General features: G+C 64.2%; 13 protein-coding genes. 8 read left to right on the top strand and 5 right to left on the bottom strand.

From position 1 onward, the window contains the following. Window positions 1-14: 14 nt before the first annotated feature. Genes ACTJLC_RS26575 through ACTJLC_RS26565 form a run of 3 tightly spaced genes read right to left on the bottom strand, consistent with a single transcriptional unit; the run spans window position 15 to window position 4,483 of the window. Complete coding sequence (locus tag ACTJLC_RS26575) at window positions 15-1,268, bottom strand: ABC transporter substrate-binding protein (RefSeq protein WP_154871935.1); 1,254 nt, start codon at window positions 1,266-1,268, stop codon at window positions 15-17. Between the two features lie 60 nt (window positions 1,269-1,328). Further along, window positions 1,329-3,317 (bottom strand): beta-galactosidase, encoded by a 1,989-nt coding sequence (locus tag ACTJLC_RS26570; protein WP_310135283.1) that lies wholly within the window; start codon window positions 3,315-3,317, stop codon window positions 1,329-1,331. A gap of 11 nt (window positions 3,318-3,328) precedes the next feature. Further along, window positions 3,329-4,483 (bottom strand): ABC transporter ATP-binding protein, encoded by a 1,155-nt coding sequence (locus tag ACTJLC_RS26565; RefSeq protein WP_310135281.1) that lies wholly within the window; start codon window positions 4,481-4,483, stop codon window positions 3,329-3,331. A 191-nt stretch (window positions 4,484-4,674) separates the two neighbouring features. Here ACTJLC_RS26565 and ACTJLC_RS26560 point away from each other — a divergent pair, with 191 nt between their 5' ends. The 5 genes from ACTJLC_RS26560 to ACTJLC_RS26540 all read left to right on the top strand — a co-directional run bounded on the left by ACTJLC_RS26560 (window position 4,675) and on the right by ACTJLC_RS26540 (window position 10,328). Further along, window positions 4,675-5,706 carry a LacI family DNA-binding transcriptional regulator gene (locus tag ACTJLC_RS26560; protein WP_310135280.1) on the top strand — a complete coding sequence of 344 codons (1,032 nt, stop codon included), beginning with the start codon at window positions 4,675-4,677 and terminating at the stop codon, window positions 5,704-5,706. Between the two features lie 474 nt (window positions 5,707-6,180). Beyond that, the gene (locus ACTJLC_RS26555; RefSeq protein ID WP_154871938.1) at window positions 6,181-7,185 is read left to right on the top strand and encodes a sugar ABC transporter substrate-binding protein; all 1,005 of its coding nucleotides are present in this window, start codon (window positions 6,181-6,183) and stop codon (window positions 7,183-7,185) included. Window positions 7,186-7,271: 86 nt separating this feature from the next. Continuing rightward, a complete protein-coding gene (locus tag ACTJLC_RS26550; protein ID WP_083086398.1) occupies window positions 7,272-8,258 on the top strand; it encodes an ABC transporter permease in 987 nt (328 codons plus the stop codon). A gap of 14 nt (window positions 8,259-8,272) precedes the next feature. After that, complete coding sequence (locus ACTJLC_RS26545) at window positions 8,273-9,070, top strand: ATP-binding cassette domain-containing protein (protein ID WP_073432074.1); 798 nt, start codon at window positions 8,273-8,275, stop codon at window positions 9,068-9,070. A 31-nt stretch (window positions 9,071-9,101) separates the two neighbouring features. Beyond that, complete coding sequence (locus tag ACTJLC_RS26540) at window positions 9,102-10,328, top strand: ROK family transcriptional regulator (RefSeq protein ID WP_073432073.1); 1,227 nt, start codon at window positions 9,102-9,104, stop codon at window positions 10,326-10,328. Window positions 10,329-10,397: 69 nt separating this feature from the next. On the opposite strand, the gene ACTJLC_RS26535 is transcribed toward ACTJLC_RS26540, so the two are convergent. Both ACTJLC_RS26535 and ACTJLC_RS26530 read right to left on the bottom strand, forming a co-directional pair. After that, a complete protein-coding gene (locus ACTJLC_RS26535) occupies window positions 10,398-13,478 on the bottom strand; it encodes a transglycosylase domain-containing protein (RefSeq protein ID WP_310135279.1) in 3,081 nt (1,026 codons plus the stop codon). 194 nt (window positions 13,479-13,672) lie between these two features. Further along, entirely contained in the window at window positions 13,673-14,608 is a 936-nt protein-coding gene (locus ACTJLC_RS26530) for a LysR family transcriptional regulator (protein ID WP_310135278.1), read from the bottom strand. 148 nt (window positions 14,609-14,756) lie between these two features. Between ACTJLC_RS26530 and ACTJLC_RS26525 the strand changes: the two genes are divergently transcribed. The 3 genes from ACTJLC_RS26525 to ACTJLC_RS26515 all read left to right on the top strand — a co-directional run bounded on the left by ACTJLC_RS26525 (window position 14,757) and on the right by ACTJLC_RS26515 (window position 17,864). Further along, window positions 14,757-15,689: a dihydrodipicolinate synthase family protein gene (locus ACTJLC_RS26525; RefSeq protein WP_310135277.1), complete on the top strand. Its 933-nt coding sequence runs from the start codon at window positions 14,757-14,759 to the stop codon at window positions 15,687-15,689. A 68-nt stretch (window positions 15,690-15,757) separates the two neighbouring features. Continuing rightward, complete coding sequence (locus ACTJLC_RS26520; RefSeq protein ID WP_440845718.1) at window positions 15,758-17,062, top strand: NAD(P)/FAD-dependent oxidoreductase; 1,305 nt, start codon at window positions 15,758-15,760, stop codon at window positions 17,060-17,062. A gap of 91 nt (window positions 17,063-17,153) precedes the next feature. Next, window positions 17,154-17,864: a TetR family transcriptional regulator gene (locus ACTJLC_RS26515; protein WP_073432068.1), complete on the top strand. Its 711-nt coding sequence runs from the start codon at window positions 17,154-17,156 to the stop codon at window positions 17,862-17,864. The last annotated feature ends 62 nt before the right edge of the window (window positions 17,865-17,926 follow it).

Below are 17,926 nucleotides of genomic sequence, written 5' to 3'. Positions count from 1 at the left end.
AAGGCCGCCACCGCTTACTTCTTGTAGATGCGCTTGCGCGTCTGTTCGAGTTGCGCGAGCACGCTGTCGAGCTTCGATGGGTCGGAGATGAACTGCTGCATTCCCTTCATCCCTTCATCGGCCATTTCCTTGGTCATATCGCGGTCGTAGAACTGCGCAATGCCGCCCTTCGTGTTCGCGAGAATCTGGAAACCGATCTTCGAAATCGGATCTTCCGGCTCGGGCGACTTGCTGTTCGCCGACAGCGAGCCGAGCCCGGCGGCCAGCTTCGCGCCGATTGCAGGCGTCTCCACGAAAGCGAGGAACGTGTGGGCGTCGGCCTTGTTCTTCGCTTTCGACGGAATGTGCAGCGATTCGACCGGCCCGTCTTCGGCGGTCGGCACTTTCTCGTCGATGATCGGGAACTGGAAATAGCCCATTTCCGGCTTCACGCCCGGCGGAAAGCCGGCGGTGATGAACGTGCCCATCAGCATCATCGCGGCCTTGCCCTGGAACAGGAACGGCTGCACCGAATCCAGATCGTAGGACAGCGAGTTGTCGATGAAATAGCCCGCGTCGATCAATTGCTTCCACGTCGTGTAGACCTTCTTCACGCGGGGATCGGTGTAGGCGATCTCGCCCGCCATCAGCTTCTGGTGGAACGCGTTGCCGTTCAGGCGAAGGTCGAGATAATCGAACCAGCCGGCGAGCGTCCACGCATCGCGCCCCGCCACCGCGATCGGCGTGATGCCGGCGGCCTTTAGCTTCTTGCAGTCTTCGAGAAACTGATCCCAGGTTTTCGGCTCGCCGGTAATGCCGACTTTCTGGAACAGATCCTTGCGATAGAACATGCCCCACGAGTAATACACGGTCGGCGCGGCATACTGCTTGCCTTTATACGACGACGCTTCCTTGGTCGACGCATACATGTCGTTCCAGCCGTTCTTTGCCCAGTCGCCGCTCAAATCCTCGAACAGGCCGCGCTGCGCGTAATACGCCATGCGCTCGCCGTCATGCCAGTTGACGATGTCGGGCGCGACGGTGGAGAGCCAGCCCGGCAGTTGAACCTTGTACGCTTCTTCGTCGATGAACGACACCTTCACGTCGATGCCGGGGTGCGCCTTCTTGAATTCGTCGATCGTCGACTGCCATACCGCGCGCTGGCTTGCGCCCTTGAACGCGATATTCACGGCGAGCGTGCCGGCTTGCGCCGTGCTGACGACGGACGTTCCAGCCGCCGCCGCGGCCAGCGCGAGTGCCAACAGAATCTTGCGTGGTTTCAGTTTCATCCTGCCTGTCTCCTTTATGCGTCGATTTTTACGTCGTTGTGGTGCTGCGTGGAACCTGGCTCATCCATTCGATCGATAGACCGCGATGCCTTGCGGCTCAACCACGCGTGAGCCGATCACGAAAGCCTTGTCGTCCACATCGCCGAGCGTGTGCGCGTCGTCGCCGTAGTTGAACACGTAGGTCAGCGCGCCGCGCCGGCTGATCCGCACGCTCTCGCCGAGCGACAGCGTATCGAGGCCCGCTTGCTGAGCGATGCGTGAGAATAGCCGCATCGTGAGCGCATCGTCGAACAGGCTCGCGAGGTAATGAAACGCGCCGCTTTGCACATAGGCGGGATGACCGTCGGCAAAACGCGCGCGCACGTCGAATGAACCTGCCGCATCGCTGTCGATGAAATCACGCCAGTGACGCGCGAAGCCATCGTCCACGCTCGGGTCGTTGCTGTCCGTAAGCCGCACGGCTTCGGTCACGTTTGGCCGCATCGATTCGACGCGCCACACACGCAACGGCAGCACCGAGGTAAGCTCCCCAGGCGGCAGGTTGGCCGGAATCTGCAGATCGTGAGTCTTCGAACCGGTGCGCGGACCGAACACGACGTGCGCGCCGGAACGCGCGAGGCGTGCCGCGAAATCGTCCGGCACGACCGGCAGCGGCGGCACGACGATCAAACGGTAGCCGTCGAGCGGCGCGTCGACCGGCACGACGTCCACGTCGAGCCCGAGCGCGCGCAGCGCGGAGTAATACTCGAAGGCGAAACGCGGATAGTGAAAGTCCGCGCCCTGCGGATGAATCTCGAACAGCCACTTCGCTTCATAGTCGTAGACGAGCGCGACTTTCGAGCGAATCGCGGCGTTGGCATCGGCGTTCGCCGCGAGCACCATGCGAATTTCGTTGGCCACTTGCGCAGCCTCGTTGCCGCCCACGTCGAGCCGGTTATCGGGCGTGTTCAAGCCCGCATGCATCTGCTCCTGAGCGAACGGCGCCTGACGCCAACGGAAATACGACACGCAACCCGCGCCGTGCGCGAACGCTTCCCAACTCCACAGGCGCACCATGCCCGGCAACGGCGCCGGATTCCACAACGCCCAGTTCACCGGACCCGGCTGCTGCTCCATCACCCAGAACGGCAGCTTCGACATGCCGCGGTACACGTCGTGATTGAACGAAGCGAAGTCGGGATGCCCGCTGCGCAGCCAGCGCGCCTTGATGTCCGGCGCGAACCATTGCTCCTCCAGCGCGCCGAGCGGATAGCTGTCCCAACTCGCGACATCGAGATCGGCCGCCACCTTGTAATGATCGAACTCGGTGAAGAGCTGCATGAAGTTATGCGCGACCGGACGTCCCGGCGAATGCGCGCGGATGATCTCGACCTGCATGCGGTTGTAGCGCGCGACTTCGTCGGAAGCGAAGCGCCGGTAATCGAGCCGGTGCGACGGATGCGCCTCGGTAACGGTGGCCACCGGCGCGTCGATTTCGTCGAAGCCGCGGTACTCCATGCTCCAGAACACCGTGCCCCATGCACGATTGAGCGCGTCGACCGTTTGATAACGCGCCTTCAGCCATTCGCGAAAGCGCTCCACTGCCGCGCTCGAATAGCTGACCACCGTATGGTGGCAACCGAATTCGTTATCGGTCTGCCAATAAGCGACGGCCGGATGCTTGCCGTAACGCTCGGCGATCGCCGTGCAGATTTTCTGCGAGGCGGCGAAATACGAAGGCGACGAAAAATCATAATGACGGCGCGAGCCGAACGCGCGCGGACGCCCATCCGCGCCGACCGGCAGAATGTCGGGATGGCGGTCGATCAGCCACTTGGGCGGCGTCGCCGTCGGCGTGCACATGACGACCTGCAAGCCGGCGTCGCCCAACACGTCGATCGCGCGATCGAGCCAGCCCCAATCGTATTCGCCAGGCGTCGGCTCGATCCTGCTCCACGCAAACTCCGCGATCCGCACCTGCTCGATGCCGAGTGCTTTCATCCGGCGAGCGTCGTCTTCCCACATCGACTCCGGCCAGTGTTCCGGGTAATAACAGACTCCAAGGCGCATTCGAATGTCCTTTATGCGTAGTGTTCGACGGATTCGAGCGAAGCGGCCGCAAAGCCGTCCTCGGTAAACAAATGACTGGCATGGCGCGGCACGCGCAAGTGCGCGCGGTCACCCGGCGCGAGACGTGTGTCGCCGGGCGCCTTGGCGATCAGCGCGGCGCCGCCGGGCTGATCGAGATGCACATAGCTGTGTTCGCCGAGCTGTTCGACGAGAGAGACGGTGCGGGTCAATACGCCGTTACCCGGCGTCGCGAAAGAGGCGTCGACGAATTCCAGATGTTCGGGTCGCACGCCCAGCGTGACCGGCTGCGCTGCTTGCAGTCCTTCGCCATTCACCGGCACACGCACGTTTTCCCCGGTGTGATCGAGCGAGACGATCACGCCTTGCGGATCGATCGACGTCACGCGCGCAGGCAGAAAATTCATGCGCGGCGAGCCGATGAAACCCGCGACGAAGCGGCTGCGCGGACGGTGATACAACTCGAGCGGCGCGCCGATCTGCGCGATGCTGCCGTAGCGTTCGGTGTCCTTGCCCGCATGCAGCAGCACGATCTTGTCGGCGAGCGTCATCGCTTCGATCTGATCGTGCGTCACGTAGACCACACTCGCGGTGGCGAACTGCTTGTGCAGCCGCGCGATTTCGATGCGGGTCTGGCCGCGCAACGTGGCGTCGAGATTGGAGAGCGGTTCGTCGAACAGAAACACGCCCGGCTCGCGCACGATGGCCCGGCCGATCGCCACGCGTTGCCGCTGGCCGCCGGACAGTGCCTTCGGCCGGCGCTCGAGCAGCGCTTCCAGTTGCAGAATGCGCGCGGCCTCCCGCACCTTGCGGTCGATTTCGTCCTTGGGCGTCCTGGCGAGCTTCAGGCCGAACGCCATGTTCTCGTACACGGTCATGTGCGGAAACAGCGCGTAGCTCTGGAACACCATCGCCACGCCGCGCTGCGCCGACGGCACGTCGTTGACGACGCGTCCGCCGATCGAGAGGTCGCCCTCGGTGAGGTCTTCGAGTCCCGCGATCATGCGCAACAGCGTGGACTTGCCGCAACCGGACGGGCCGAGAAAGACGCAGAATTCGTTTTCGCCGATCTCCAGATCGACGTCGCGGATCACCAGCGCGCCGTCGCCATACGCCTTCTGCACGCCTCTTAACGAAATGCTCGCCATCGCATCGACTCCGTGATTTAATCGGCTCGACGTCGGAGATTAAGCGCTTAATCAGCAAGACCAAAAAAATCGACCGCATGCGATCGTTGGGGTCCCGCCTGTCTCCGATATCGTTTGTCTGTGCGAGAGATGGTGCCGCGCCTTCAGCCACGATGCAAATGTCGGACATCTATCCCAAATACTGAAAGCACATGCCCACACTCAGCGAAGTCGCGCGTCACGCCGGCGTTACCCCGGCCACGGTGTCCAACGTGCTGCGCAATCGCGGCCGCGTCGGCGCGACGACGCGTCAGCGCGTGCTCGATGCCGTCGCCGCGCTCGGCTATCGCCCTCACCTCGCGGCCCGCGCGCTCGCCGAAGGCCGCGCACCGACGCTCGCGTTGATGGTGTCGAGCATCGCCAATCCGTTCTACCCGGAGTTCGCGCTCGCGGTCGAACGCGCGGCGCGCACGCGCGGCCAGTTCCTGATCATCTGCAACACCAACGAAGATCCGCTGAGCGGTCGCGCGTATCTCGACCAGATCGCCGGCACGCTCTCCGAAGGCGTGCTCGTGACGAATGCGAACCTCGATTTCGCGGATCTTCACGCGACCGAAGCGCGCGGCACGCCCGTCGTGTTGTGCATGTGGGAGCGGCCCAATGAACCGCCGGGGCTGCCGTGCGTCGCAGTCGATTTCCGGCTGGCGGGCGAGTTGGCCGGCACGCATCTGCTGGAACTCGGGCATCGGCGGATCGGCGCGATCGTCGGCAGCAAGGCCTCGGGCATTCACGCGGCACGCTATCAAGGTTTCGTCGATGCGCTGCGCGCGGCCGGCGCGCCGAAGGGACGCGTCAAGCATGCACCCGACACGATCCAGGGCGGCTACACCGCGACGCGCGCGTTGCTCGAAGCCGACCCGAAGCTCACCGCGATCTTCGCGACCAACGATCTGCCGGCGCTCGGCGCGATGCACGCCGCCGCCGATCTCGGCCTGAACGTGCCGGGCGATCTGTCCGTGGTGGGCATCACCGACATTCAACTCGCGCGCGAGTCGCGGCCCGCGCTGACGACGGTGGCCGTGCCCACGGTCGAAGTCGCCGGACTCGCGGTCTCGCTGTTGCGCGAGTTGATCGAGTCGTCGTATGGACAAGCGCGTCGCGGCGCGGCGAAGGTGCCGATGCTGGTTTCATCCGCGCCGCAACTCGTCGTGCGCGCGTCCACCGGAGCGCCGCGTTTGCGGTGATGCGTTGCGGTGACCTGCTGCGGTGATGTAAGCGGCATGCACTCGCGCCGCGGTGCCTGGCACGTTCAAACCCGTGCCCTCGCGCTCGCGCATTTCGTGCGTCACCCGACACCTGCTCGGCGTAACCATTTGCCGTCGAAAAGGCGAATTCAAATTACAACTAGCCTTCAACCGAGCCAGGACTTTCCCCAAGTTCCGGCCCTCCACCTTGCACCGCACTACCGCCGTCAAGCCCCGCCACATATGGCGCTCCGCCCTCACACGTACGCTGCCGCCTCCTCGGCGGCGCGGATCGTTTCCTTGACGAGCGTCGCCGCGCCTGCTGTACTAAATCAACTCAAGTGATTTAGGCGGCCGGTTTCGGGCCGCATCCGCGTCCCACAGTTTCACAAACCAGGTTGCCGACGCGCAGCGTTCGCATGGGCAACCGCCAGCAGTTCATAACGTCGTTGCCAATAATCGGAGGAGCGTCCCATGAATCTGAATTCCCGCAGGCATCCTGTCGCCAGGAAAATCGTGTCGATGTGCGTGGCCGCATCGGCGGTGTGGTGTGCGAGCGCCAGCCAGGCGGCCGACCAGCCCATCGTCGGCCTGATTACCAAGACCGACACCAATCCGTTCTTCGTGAAGATGAAACAGGGCGCCGAAGCGGCCTCGTCGAAAGACGGCGCGAAGCTGCTCACCGCGGCCGGCAAGTTCGACGGCGACAACGCGAGCCAGGTCACCGCGATCGAAAACATGCTGACGGCCGGCGCCAAGGCGATTCTGATCACGCCGAGCGACACGAAGGCGATCGTGCCGAGCATCAAGAAAGCGCGCGCCGCCGGCGTGATGGTGGTCGCGCTCGACACACCCACCGATCCGCAAGACGCCACCGACGCCCTCTTCGCCACCGACAACTTCAAGGCCGGCGTGCTGATCGGCCGATACGCGAAAGCCGCGCTGAACGGCAAAGCCGCGAAGATCGCCACGCTCGATCTCGCACCCGGCGTATCGGTCGGCGTGTTGCGTCATAACGGCTTCCTCGAAGGCTTCGGCGTGAAGGAAGGCGATCCGTCGATCGTCTGCAGCCAGGACACGCGCGGCGATCAGTCGAAGGGACAAACGGCGATGGAAAACTGCCTGCAGAAATCGCCCGACATCAACGTGGTCTACACGATCAACGAACCGGCGGCGGCGGGCGCTTATCGCGCGCTCAAGGCGGCGGGCAAGGACAAGAGCGTGATGATCGTCTCGATCGACGGCGGCTGCGAAGGCGTGCGCAATGTGAAGGCCGGCGCGATCGCCGCGACCTCGCAGCAGTATCCGCTGAAGATGGCCGCGCTCGGCGTGACGGCGGGCGTCGAGTATGCGAAGACCGGCAAGAAGGTCTCCGGCTATCAGGACACGGGCGTGACGCTGATCAGCGACAAGCCGATGTCCGGCGTCGACAGCAAGGATACGAAGTTCGGCCTCGACAACTGCTGGGGCAACAAGTAACGCGCACTGCATGGCGGCCCGGTGCGCCGGGCCGCCTCTGACTCGCCGCGTGGCCACGCCACGCTCATGCATCGAGGACCTTCATCATGTCGACTCCCACCGCGCCCGTCGGCCACTCGCGCCACTTCACCGACCGTCTGCCGTCGCTCGCCGAGGTCGGCCCGCTGATCGCGCTGGTGCTGGCCTGCGGCTTCTTCATTTCGCAGAGCAGCCGTTTTCTGTCGTTCCAGAATCTCTCGCTGATCCTGCAACAGACCATGGTGGTCGCGGTAATCGCGATCGGCCAGACGCTGATCGTGCTGACCGGCGGCATCGACCTGTCATGCGGGATGGTGATGGCATTCGGCTCCATCATCATGACCAAATTCGCGGTCACGCTCGGCGTGCCGCCCGTGCTTGCGATTCTGTGCGGCGTGGCCGCGAGCACGCTGTTCGGCGCGCTCAACGGCGTGTTGATCACGCGCATCAAGTTGCCCGCGTTCATCGTCACGCTGGGCACGCTGAACATTGCGTTCGCGCTCACGCAGATCTATTCGAACGCGGAGAGCGTGTCGAACCTGCCCGACGCGATCATGTTCTTCGGCAACACCTTCAAGCTCGGTCCCGCCGATGTCACCTACGGCACGGTGCTCACGCTGCTGATGTATCTCGCCACATGGTTCGTGTTGCGCGACACGGTTCCGGGCCGGCATTTGTATGCGCTCGGCAATAACGCCGAGGCCGCGCGGCTGATGGGCCTGTCGTCGCAGAAGATTCTGCTCACCGTGTATTCGCTCGCCGGCGCGATCTATGGCATCGCCGCGCTGCTGTCGGTGTCGCGAACCGGCGTCGGCGATCCGCAGGCGGGGCAAACCGAGAACCTCGACAGCATTACCGCAGTCGTGCTCGGCGGCACGAGTCTGTTCGGCGGACGCGGCTCGATCGTCGGCACGCTGCTCGGCGCGCTGATCGTCGGCGTGTTCCGCAATGGCTTGACCTTGATCGGCGTTTCCTCGGTCTATCAGGTGTTGATCACCGGCATGCTGGTGATTCTCGCGGTGGCCGCGGACAAACTCTCTCATCGTCGCGGTTAACGGAGACACCTCTCATGTCGACATCACCTTCCGCTTCTCCCGCGATGCCGGTTCTGCAAGCACGCGGACTCGTCAAACGCTATGGCAACGTCACCGCGCTCGACGGCTGCGATTTCGAAGTGCTGCCCGGCGAAATCCTCGCCGTGATCGGCGACAACGGCGCGGGCAAATCGTCGTTGATCAAGGCGCTTTCCGGCGCGACCGTGCCGGATGAAGGCGAGATTCTGCTCGACGGCCAGCCGGTCAAATTCCGCAGCCCGCTGGATGCGCGCGCCCAAGGCATCGAGACCGTGTACCAGGAACTCGCGGTCGCGCCGGCGATGAGCATCGCCGAAAACCTGTTCCTCGCCCGCGAACTGCTCAAGCCCGGCTGGCGCGGCTCGATCTTCAAGATGATCGACAAGCGCCGCATGCTGGAAGAAGCGACCTCGCATATGAAGGACCTGCAGATCGGCATCCGTTCGATGCGTCAGGCGGTCGAAACCCTGTCGGGCGGTCAGCGTCAAGGCGTGGCCGTGGCGCGCAGCGCGGCCTTCGCGCGGCACGTCGTGATTCTCGACGAGCCCACCGCCGCGCTCGGCGTGAAGGAAGGCAACATGGTGCTCGAACTGATCCGGCGCGTGCGCGATCGCGGCCTGCCGGTGATCCTGATCAGCCACAACATGCCGCACGTGTTCGAAGTGGCCGACCGCATCCACATTCAGCGGCTCGGCCGGCGCGCGGCGCTCGTCAATACGAAGGACGTGCATATGTCGGAGGCCGTCGCGATCATGACGGGCGCGAAAGAAGCGGACGTCAAGGCGATCGCATGATGCACGCATCCTGTTGAGCGGGCTCGCGACGATGGATACCACCGGCACGCGCCCGCCCCTGAAACGCACGGTCGGCTCGAATCAGGTCGGCATGCGGCAGTTCAACGAACGGATCGTGTTGCAGGCGATCCGCTTGCATGGGCCGCTGCCGAAAGCCGACGTGGGCCGCTTGACGCGTCTTTCGATGCAGAGCGTGTCGATGATCGTCGACCGTTTGATCGACGACGGTCTGCTCGAAAAGCAGGCGCGCGTGCGCGGCAAGATCGGCCAGCCCTCGGTGCCGATCGCGTTGCGCGCGGACGGCGCGTACACCATCGGCGTCAAGGTGGGGCGCCGCAGTCTCGACGTGCTGGCGATGGATTTCGCGGGCCGCGTGGTGTGCCGCGACGTGTTCGAGTATGCGTATCCCGATCCCCGCACGCTGTTTCCCGCGCTCGAAAGCAGACTGGCGCGCGTGAACCAGACGCTCGGCGCGAAGGCCGGCAAAGTGGTCGGCGTGGGCGTGGCCGCGCCTTTGTGGCTCGGCGGCTGGCGCGACTTTCTCGGCGCGCCGCCCGACGCCCTGGGCGCATGGCACGAGATCGACTTGCGCAGCCGCATTGCCGGCATGACGGGTTTGCCCGTGGAGTTCGCCAAGGACACCACGGCCGCCTGCGCCGCCGAACTCGTGATGGGCCAGGGCCGCGGCATTCACAACTTTCTGTACCTGTTCGTCGGCACGTTCATCGGCGGCGGCCTCGTGATCGACGGCCGTTTGCATGGCGGGCCGCACGACAACGCCGGCGCGGTCGGCTCGATTCCGCTGCGCGACGGCAGCGCGCGCAAACCCGCGCGGCAACTGCTGCACGCGGCGTCCGGCTTCGTTCTGGAACAGTTGTTGAGCGATGCGGGCGTGCCGCCCGCCGCCGCGCACGATCATCGGGCGTTGTCGCCGGACCTGTGGCGTCACACCGAGCAGTGGCTCGATACCGCCTGCCCCGCGATCGCCAACGCGCTGACCAACGCGGCCGCGTTGCTCGACCTGGAAGCAGTGGTGATCGACGGCGAACTCGACCGGCAACTGGTGCGGGAAATCATTCGCCGCACCGAGCGTGTGCTCGATCGCTTCGAATGGGAAGGCATGGTGCGTCCGCAACTGCTGGAGGGCACCATCGGCGCGGACGCGCGAGCAATGGGCGGCGCGATTCTGCCGCTGTACGCGCATTTCGCGCCGACGCACGAGCTGTTTCTCAAGCCCGCCGTGGACGCGGTTTATTAGACGCGGTCAGGCGCGGTCCGTGTTGCCGGGCATCGGTCTCATGCGGCACCGTTCCGCTGAATGACCCGCTCAATGCGCGTCCACCTTCGTGATCGACGCGGTATCAGCGGGTTGTTCGTCCAGCAACGGTTGCAATGCCGGCGCCATCGACTTCAGCAACTGCACCGACAACGCGCTCGTGAACTCGTAGTGAGCCGCATAGGGTTCATGCACCCACGCAGTCAGCGTGCCGTAGAAACGATCGCCCATCGCGAACACGAAAGTCGCGCTGCGGTTGACCTTGCGCGATTCGATCAGCCGCGCGCCCTTGGCGAACACATTGAAGCGCTGATCGCCGGTGCCGGTCTTGCCGTAGACCTGAAGCGTCTGACCATCGGGGAACGTTATGCCTTGCGCAAGACGCCGGGCCGTGCCGCCCGTCACGACGTCACGCAGCAGCCCCTTCATCACCGCCGCGATTTCCGGCGAGATTTGCGGTTGCGGCGCCACCGCCGCACGTTTGAAATGCGTCTCGTACGGCGTGTCTTTCGCGAAGTCGAGTTGCGTGAGGCTTTCGGTCGGCACCTTGTTGCCGTCGTTGGCGATCAGCCCGATCAGTTGCGCGAGCGCGGCGGGCCGATCGCCCGACGCGCCGATCGCCGCGGCATACGAAGGCGTGAGCGTGGCGAACGGATAGCCGAGCGCTTGCCACGATTTGCCGATCGCCTCGTAGGCGCGCAACTCCACCATGCGCTTGATGCGGCGGTCTTGCGTCGCGCGATAGCGGGTCTTGAAGAGCCACGAATACGTCGACAGGCGCACGTCGCGGCTCGCGTTCTGAATGTCGCTGAGCGTTGCGTCGGGACGTTCGCGCAAGTAATTGACGAGCCACAACTCCAGCGGATGAACACTCGAAATATAGCCCCTGTCGTTCAGATTGAAGCGGTCGATCGCGTACTTGCCGTATAGCTTCGCGAGGTCTTCATCGTCGAGTATCGTGGCGGCCGGCGTGTTCTTCAGCGCGGCGCGCATCCGCGCGTTGAACCATGCGTTGGACTCGTCGGGCGCCACGCTGCGCAGCACCGTCGCCACCTTGGGCGGCGACTTGCGCACGCCGAGCAGCAGCAGGGCCAACTGCTGATCGCGTGTCTTGCCGTGATACTTCGTGTAGAAACGGCTCATGTATACGCGGCTTTCCTGATCGGCGAAACGCGTCAGGTACATCTTGCGGGTCGCCGGATCGCTGAGCCATTGCGACGACGACCCGGTGGTCCGCATCATCTCGTAGTTGACGATATCGCGCATCAGCCGCACGAACACCAGGTTCACCGAATGCTGGAACGCGCTATGAAGAGTCAGGATGCGGCCGTTGTCCTCGGCTTCGAAATTGTTGAAGGTTTGCGCGCCGCCGCCCGTGTAGAACGTTTCGCCCGCGCTCGCCGAGTATTTGCGTTCGACGGCCGCGTCGAGCATGGCTTGCAGCGAACGGTCGGAGGTGTGCGCGAAATAGTCGAGCGCCCAGCGGGTCAACCTGTCGTTCGGATCGGGCTTGACGGCCTTCAGCTCAGCGGGGCTGAACGGCGCAAAACGCGCATGCAAGTCGGAGACGATCTGCAAGTACGTCACCATCGTGCGAAGTTTTGCCGTGGAGCCGAGATTCAGCCGCGCGCCCGAGTTGATATCGAACGGCTGGTTGACGCTGTCCGTTTGCACCCGCACGAGGTTGGCGCCGTCGCGCCTTTCGAACAGCGTGAAGCTATAGGCGATCTTCGAGGGGTCGTCCGCGGGGCGCAACATATGAAAGCCGACGAGACCCGCGGCTTGCGCGCCGTCGCGCGTCGCGGCGGCGGCGAGCCGTTCGCTCACGGCCTGTTGCACGGCGTTGTTGAGCGTGCCCTTCGCTTGCAGGTCCAGGCGATCGAGCTCGTAGAAACTCTTCACGCCGAGCGCGGCCAACAGATTCGAGCGCATCGACGTGACGGCCTTGCGCGATACGAACGAGTCAACGCTCTGCGTTCGGGTGGGCCCACGGCGCAGTTCGACCTGCGCCGACAACGCGGCATCGCGCAGCGGCATGGAGATGATGCCGCCGTTCGCCAGGAGCCGCAGATAGCTATCCGTCAGACGTTCGAGTTCGGCATAGCCGCTGTGCAGCAGACGCGAGGGCGCGCGCTGCGCGATCATCAGCGAGAGCACCTGACGGAAGGCCACGCCCTGCCCGGGCAGATTCCCGGGAGTCGGCGGCGCGTTCAGGATGCGGTTCACGTCGCTGAAATCGCGGCCGTACCAGGCGGCGAGACCGTCGCCGATGCCGTTGATCTCGCCGATGCCCGGTTGCGCCGCAAGCGGCACCGAGTTCAGGTAATGCACGACGATCTGCTGACGCGCGGGCATGGTCTGCGGACCGTCCAGATAGGCGCGCACCGAAGCCGATGCGATTTGCCGCAATTTCTCGGGCGGCGTCGCGGTGCGCCCGCCCTCGGAGTGACGGAATTTTTCGATCTGCGTGGCAAGCGTGCTGCCGCCAGGCGTCGATTGATGATGGTTGAAAACACGCGCGCCCTGGTCGACCACCGCGCGGCTAAAGCGTCCCCAGTCGATCGCCGGATTGCGGTTGGGCTGGCTCGGATCGAGCAGATAGCGATCTTCGATAAAAAGCAGCGAATTGACGATGAGCGGCGGAATAGCCTCGAAGCTGTCATACACGCGCCCCGGAAACCGCGCACCAAAAAGCGGCGCACCGGTGCCGTCGAAGAGTTGCAAGCCCGCCTGATCTTTTTCGACGTAGGGCAGAAAGAGACCGTTATCCGCCAGCGACAACATGCGCTCCGAACTGCGCGCCTGCGAGGTGATTTCGAAGCCGCGTTCGAGCAGCCGCTGCTGGATCGACGGCAGCAACGCGTAGCCGAGACGGCTGTCGTAAGGGCCTTGACTTGTCTGAGGGAAGCGGATGGAGTGGCTCGGACCGTCCGCGACCGAGAAACCCACGTCGCGTGTCAGTTCGGAGAGGTAGCGCGCCTGCAGGCGCGACGTTTCGATTTCGACCTGGCAGAAACGTGCCGCTGCGGCTAGCGCAAGCAGAAACGCTGCCGCCAGCCCCCATTTGAACCACTTGCGAACAGGCGCCGTACCCGCCGTGCGAAGTGGAAGCCGAACCAGTGGCCGATTCATGGTTGCTCTCCCCGAGCCGGCGCCATGCTTATTAATCTGGCGCACCTTCAACTCAGTGTAGCGCGGAACGCGAGGCTTTAATCGGTTCGGATTTACCCGAAGGTGTCACGGGTACAACATCTGCTGACGAGACATGGCGCGGCGTGAATTGCCGTGCGATATTGAAGAACTTTTCTCGCACCAAAAAATGCGCGTTAGCTAACTTTTTGCCGCGCGCGCAGCAGTTCGATGAATTGCTGCGCCGGCGGCGACAGCACGCCGCCCTTGCGCGTGACGACGCCGAAGGTTTGCGACGGCGATTTCAGCTTGACCGGCACAAGGCGCAGCATTTTTTGCCGAACGAACAACTCGGCAATCGCGGTCGGCAATAACGAAACCAGTTCGGCGCTGCTTTGCAAAAGCGCGACGGTCACGAAAGTCGATGCAGTTGAAATAGGGTTATCGGGCATTTCGAGTCCGGCGAGATCCATTTCCCGTTCGAGCAGCGCATGCAACGGCATATGTGACGGATAGACCACCCAACGGTGCGCGGCCAACTCGGCCAGTTTTACTTCTCTCCTCGGCAACGGTGGATGGTTATGACCGACCACCACCGATAACGGCTCGTCGCCCAGCGGACGATAGTGATACTTCGACGGATCGGCGGCGACCGCCGCGCGGCCGATCACCAGATCGAGCCGTCCGTCGTCGAGTTGCTGGAGCATGCGCGCGCTGGTGTCTTCCACCACTTCGATCGACAGATTCGGCTGCCCCGTATGCAGTTGATTCAGCGCCGGCACCACGCACGCCGGAATCGCGCCCATGATCGCGCCGATCGCGAGACGCCCGCCGCGCCCCGAACGAATCTCCGCGACGTCCTGGCATAGCGCGGTGAGATCGGTCGCCACGAGGCGCGCATAGCGGATCACGCAATGACCGAGCTGATTCGGGATCATGCCGCTTTTCGAGCGCTCGAAGAGCGGGGCTTCCAGCATCGATTCCAGTTCCTGCAACGCCTTGCTCGCGGCCGATTGCGTCATCGACATCGCGCCGGCCGCCTTGTGCAGCGACTTCTGGTCGTCGAGCGCGATCAGCAATTGCAACTGCTTCATGCGCAGTTTCGACAGCAGCGTGTTGAAGGTGTCTTTCATGGTTCGGCGGATCGCAAAGCACGTGAGTCGCAAAAGCGATCACAAGATGGAAACAATTCACTATACCCGCCGTGCCCGCCGCCGTATAGTCGGCGACGGAGACATTCAAACGAGCTTCGCTCATCACCGTCAAACCACGCACATCGCCATGACCCAACTACGCAATCCTGCCGCGCTGCGCGGCGTGTTCCCCGTCGCGCCGACCATCTTCGACGAAGCGGGCCGCCTCGACCTCGAAGGCCAGAAACGCTGCATCGATTTCATGATCGACGCGGGTTCGAACGGCCTGTGCATCCTCGCGAACTTCTCCGAGCAGTTCGCCCTTTCCGACGACGAGCGCAAGACGCTGATGCACGTCGTGCTCGAGCAGGTCGCGGGGCGCGTGCCCGTGATCGTCACGACCACGCACTTCAGCTCGCATCAGTGCGCCGAGCGCAGCCGCAGCGCGCAAGCCGCGGGCGCCGCGATGGTGATGATCATGCCGCCGTATCACGGCGCGACGATCCGCATCGGCGAGCGCGGCATTGACGAGTTCTATCGCACGGTGTCCGATGCGATCGACATTCCGATCATGATCCAGGATGCGCCGGTCAGCGGCACGGCGTTGTCCGCGCCGTTCCTCGCGCGCATGGCGCGTGAGCTGGAGAACGTGTCGTACTTCAAGATCGAAGTGCCGCAAGCGGCGAACAAGCTGCGCGAACTGATCGAGTTGGGCGGCGAAGCGGTGGTGGGTCCGTGGGACGGCGAGGAGGCCATCACGCTGATGGCCGATCTCGATGCGGGCGCAACGGGCTCGATGACGGGCGGCGGCTATGCCGACGGTATCCGTCTGATCGTCGACGCTTACGCGGCCGGCGACACGGAAGCGGCCGCCGCGCATTATCAGCAATGGCTGCCATTGATCAACTACGAAAACCGCCAGGGCGGTCTCGCGTCGTGCAAGGCCTTGATGAAGGAAGGCGGCGTGATCCGCTCGGACGCGGTGCGCCATCCGTTGCCGCAGATGCATCCGGCCACGCGTGAAGGTCTGCTGAAAGTCGCGCGGCGGCTCGATCCGCTGGTGCTGCGCTGGGGCCGTTAAGGCTGGTTCGAGCAGACGCGGGGCACGCGCACTGGACGCGGGCGCGCGCTTGCGGCTAACCTAGCCGGATGCAAAGCTATTACGAAGCCACTGTCACGCGCGCTTCCGGGCTCGCGTCTGCTTACGCGCCGCTAACCGGCCGGCGCGGCGTGAACGTCTGCATCGTCGGCGGCGGGCTCGCGGGTTTGTCGACCGCGTTGGGACTCGCCGAGCGCGGTGTCGGCGATGTTGCCGTACTCGAAGCCGAGCAGGTCGGCTTCGGCGCATCCGGGCGCAACGGCGGGTTCGTGTTCGGCGGCTACAGCCTCGATTGCGCGGACCTGCTGAAAACGCTTGGGGCCTCTCGCGCCCGCGAGCTGTATGCGCTGACCACGGATGCGGTCGATCTGATGCGCAAGCGTATCCAGCGTTACCGCATCGATTGCGACGTGACCGATGCCGGCGTGATCCTCGCCAACTGGTTCGACGAGCCGGCGCTGCTCGATTCGCAGCGGCGCTTGATGCGCGATTCGTTCGGCGTCGAATGGGAACCGGTGCCGGCCGCGCAACTCGCTTTGCAACTGAAGACGAACCGTTATCACGGCGGGCTCCTCGAGCGCCACGCGTTCCACTTTCATCCGCTGAGATACGTGCTGGGCGTCGCCGCCGCGGCGGCCGATGCCGGCGTGCGGATCCACGAGCATTCGCCCGTGGTGCGCCTGCAACCCGAGGGCGCGGGGTTCGTCGTGCATACGCCGCATGGCTCGCTCGAAGCGCGTCACGTCGTGATGGCCGGCGGCGGCTATGCGCGCAACGTCTATCCGAAGGTCGAGCGCACGGTGCTGCCGATCGCCACTTACGTCATTGCAACGGAACCGCTCGGCGCGCGCCTGAAAGACGCGATCGACACGCGCGCCGCCGTCTACGACACGCGCTTCGCCTTCGATTATTACCGCCCGCTGCCCGACACGCGCATTCTGTGGGGCGGCCGCATCTCGGTGCGCGACCGCGCGCCCGAAGTCATCGCGCGGCTGTTGCGGCGCGATCTGCTGAAGGTCTATCCGCAATTGCACGACGTGCGTATCGACTATGCGTGGGGCGGCCTGATGAGTTACGCGCGTCACAAGATGCCGCAAATCGGCCGCGGCGTAGACGGCGTCTGGTACGCGGTCGGCTTCGGCGGACACGGCATGGCGCCGACCACCGTGTCCGGTGAACTGCTGGCGGCGGCCATCGCGGGCGAGCGGCCGGTGCCGGAAGCGTTCGCGGCGTTCGGCCCGACGCCCGCTTACGGCGCGTTCGGTCTCGCGGCCGCGCAATTGACCTACACCGCCATGCAGGCGCGCGACGCGCTCGCCGCGCGCCGCCGGCCGCGCCGCTCGTCCTCCCGATAACCGCCGAGGCACGGCTCGTCATGCCCGAAACCCGCGCCAGAGGCCGTTTTCACCATGCTAGAATGCGCCGTCACTGGCGCTCGAATACACAATGAAAAAGGGAAGCAAGGCCGCCGAGCCTGATACCAACGGCATCCCGTCCGAGACGCCGCGCACCGACGCCCGGCGCAGCGACGCCCGACGCAAGTACGATCCCGAACAGACCAAGCGCAATATCCTCGAAGTCGCGACTCAGGAGTTCTCCGCAATGGGCCTGACGGGCGCGCGCGTCGACGCGATCGCGGAACGCACGAACACCACCAAGCGCATGCTGTACTACTACTTCGGCAGCAAGGAAGGCTTGTATCAGGCCGTGCTCGAAAAAGTGTACGGCGACATTCGCGCGCTCGAACAGGATCTGCACATCAGCGAACTCGATCCGGTCGAGGGCATGCGCGCGCTGGTCGAGTTCACCTTCGATTATCACGACCGCCAGCGCGATTTCGTGCGCCTCGTGACGATCGAAAACATTCACGGCGCGAAGTACGTCGAGCAGGTCAAGACCTTCAAAGGCCGCAACGTCACCGTCATTCATACGATCGAGGATCTGCTCGCGCGCGGCATCGCGTCCGGGCAGTTTCGCAGCGACGTCGATGCGATCGATCTGCATTTATTGATCAGTTCGCTGTGTTTTCATCGCGTCGGTAATCGCCATACGTTCGGCACGGCGTTCGGGCGCGATCCGTCGCATCCGCGCTTGCGCGCGCGGCATCGCGCGATGATCGTCGACGCCGTGCTGCGTTTCGTGCGCAAGGAAAACTGAAGCCGGCCGGAAACGAAAAAAGCGGAACGCGGCCTCGCCGCGTTCCGCTTTTTTATTTGCTC

This window comes from Paraburkholderia sp. 22099, assembly GCF_052045835.1.
In the GTDB taxonomy this organism is placed as follows: domain Bacteria; phylum Pseudomonadota; class Gammaproteobacteria; order Burkholderiales; family Burkholderiaceae; genus Paraburkholderia; species Paraburkholderia terricola.
Note: the sequence above shows the minus strand (reverse complement) of the source record. Positions and strands in the feature narration are given on the sequence as shown.

Excerpts from the sequence above, each read along its gene's own strand:
- ACTJLC_RS26560 (WP_310135280.1), top strand. The coding sequence starts at position 4,675 with ATGCCCACACTCAGCGAAGTCGCGCGTCACGCCGGCGTTACCCCGGCC.
- ACTJLC_RS26550 (WP_083086398.1), top strand. The coding sequence starts at position 7,272 with ATGTCGACTCCCACCGCGCCCGTCGGCCACTCGCGCCACTTCACCGAC.
- ACTJLC_RS26525 (WP_310135277.1), top strand. The coding sequence starts at position 14,757 with ATGACCCAACTACGCAATCCTGCCGCGCTGCGCGGCGTGTTCCCCGTC.
- ACTJLC_RS26520 (WP_440845718.1), top strand. The coding sequence starts at position 15,758 with ATGCAAAGCTATTACGAAGCCACTGTCACGCGCGCTTCCGGGCTCGCG.
- ACTJLC_RS26515 (WP_073432068.1), top strand. The coding sequence starts at position 17,154 with ATGAAAAAGGGAAGCAAGGCCGCCGAGCCTGATACCAACGGCATCCCG.
- ACTJLC_RS26575 (WP_154871935.1), bottom strand. The coding sequence starts at position 1,268 with ATGAAACTGAAACCACGCAAGATTCTGTTGGCACTCGCGCTGGCCGCG.
- ACTJLC_RS26535 (WP_310135279.1), bottom strand. The coding sequence starts at position 13,478 with ATGAATCGGCCACTGGTTCGGCTTCCACTTCGCACGGCGGGTACGGCG.
- ACTJLC_RS26565 (WP_310135281.1), bottom strand. The coding sequence starts at position 4,483 with ATGGCGAGCATTTCGTTAAGAGGCGTGCAGAAGGCGTATGGCGACGGC.
- ACTJLC_RS26545 (WP_073432074.1), top strand. The coding sequence starts at position 8,273 with ATGTCGACATCACCTTCCGCTTCTCCCGCGATGCCGGTTCTGCAAGCA.
- ACTJLC_RS26530 (WP_310135278.1), bottom strand. The coding sequence starts at position 14,608 with ATGAAAGACACCTTCAACACGCTGCTGTCGAAACTGCGCATGAAGCAG.
- ACTJLC_RS26570 (WP_310135283.1), bottom strand. The coding sequence starts at position 3,317 with ATGCGCCTTGGAGTCTGTTATTACCCGGAACACTGGCCGGAGTCGATG.
- ACTJLC_RS26555 (WP_154871938.1), top strand. The coding sequence starts at position 6,181 with ATGAATCTGAATTCCCGCAGGCATCCTGTCGCCAGGAAAATCGTGTCG.
- ACTJLC_RS26540 (WP_073432073.1), top strand. The coding sequence starts at position 9,102 with ATGGATACCACCGGCACGCGCCCGCCCCTGAAACGCACGGTCGGCTCG.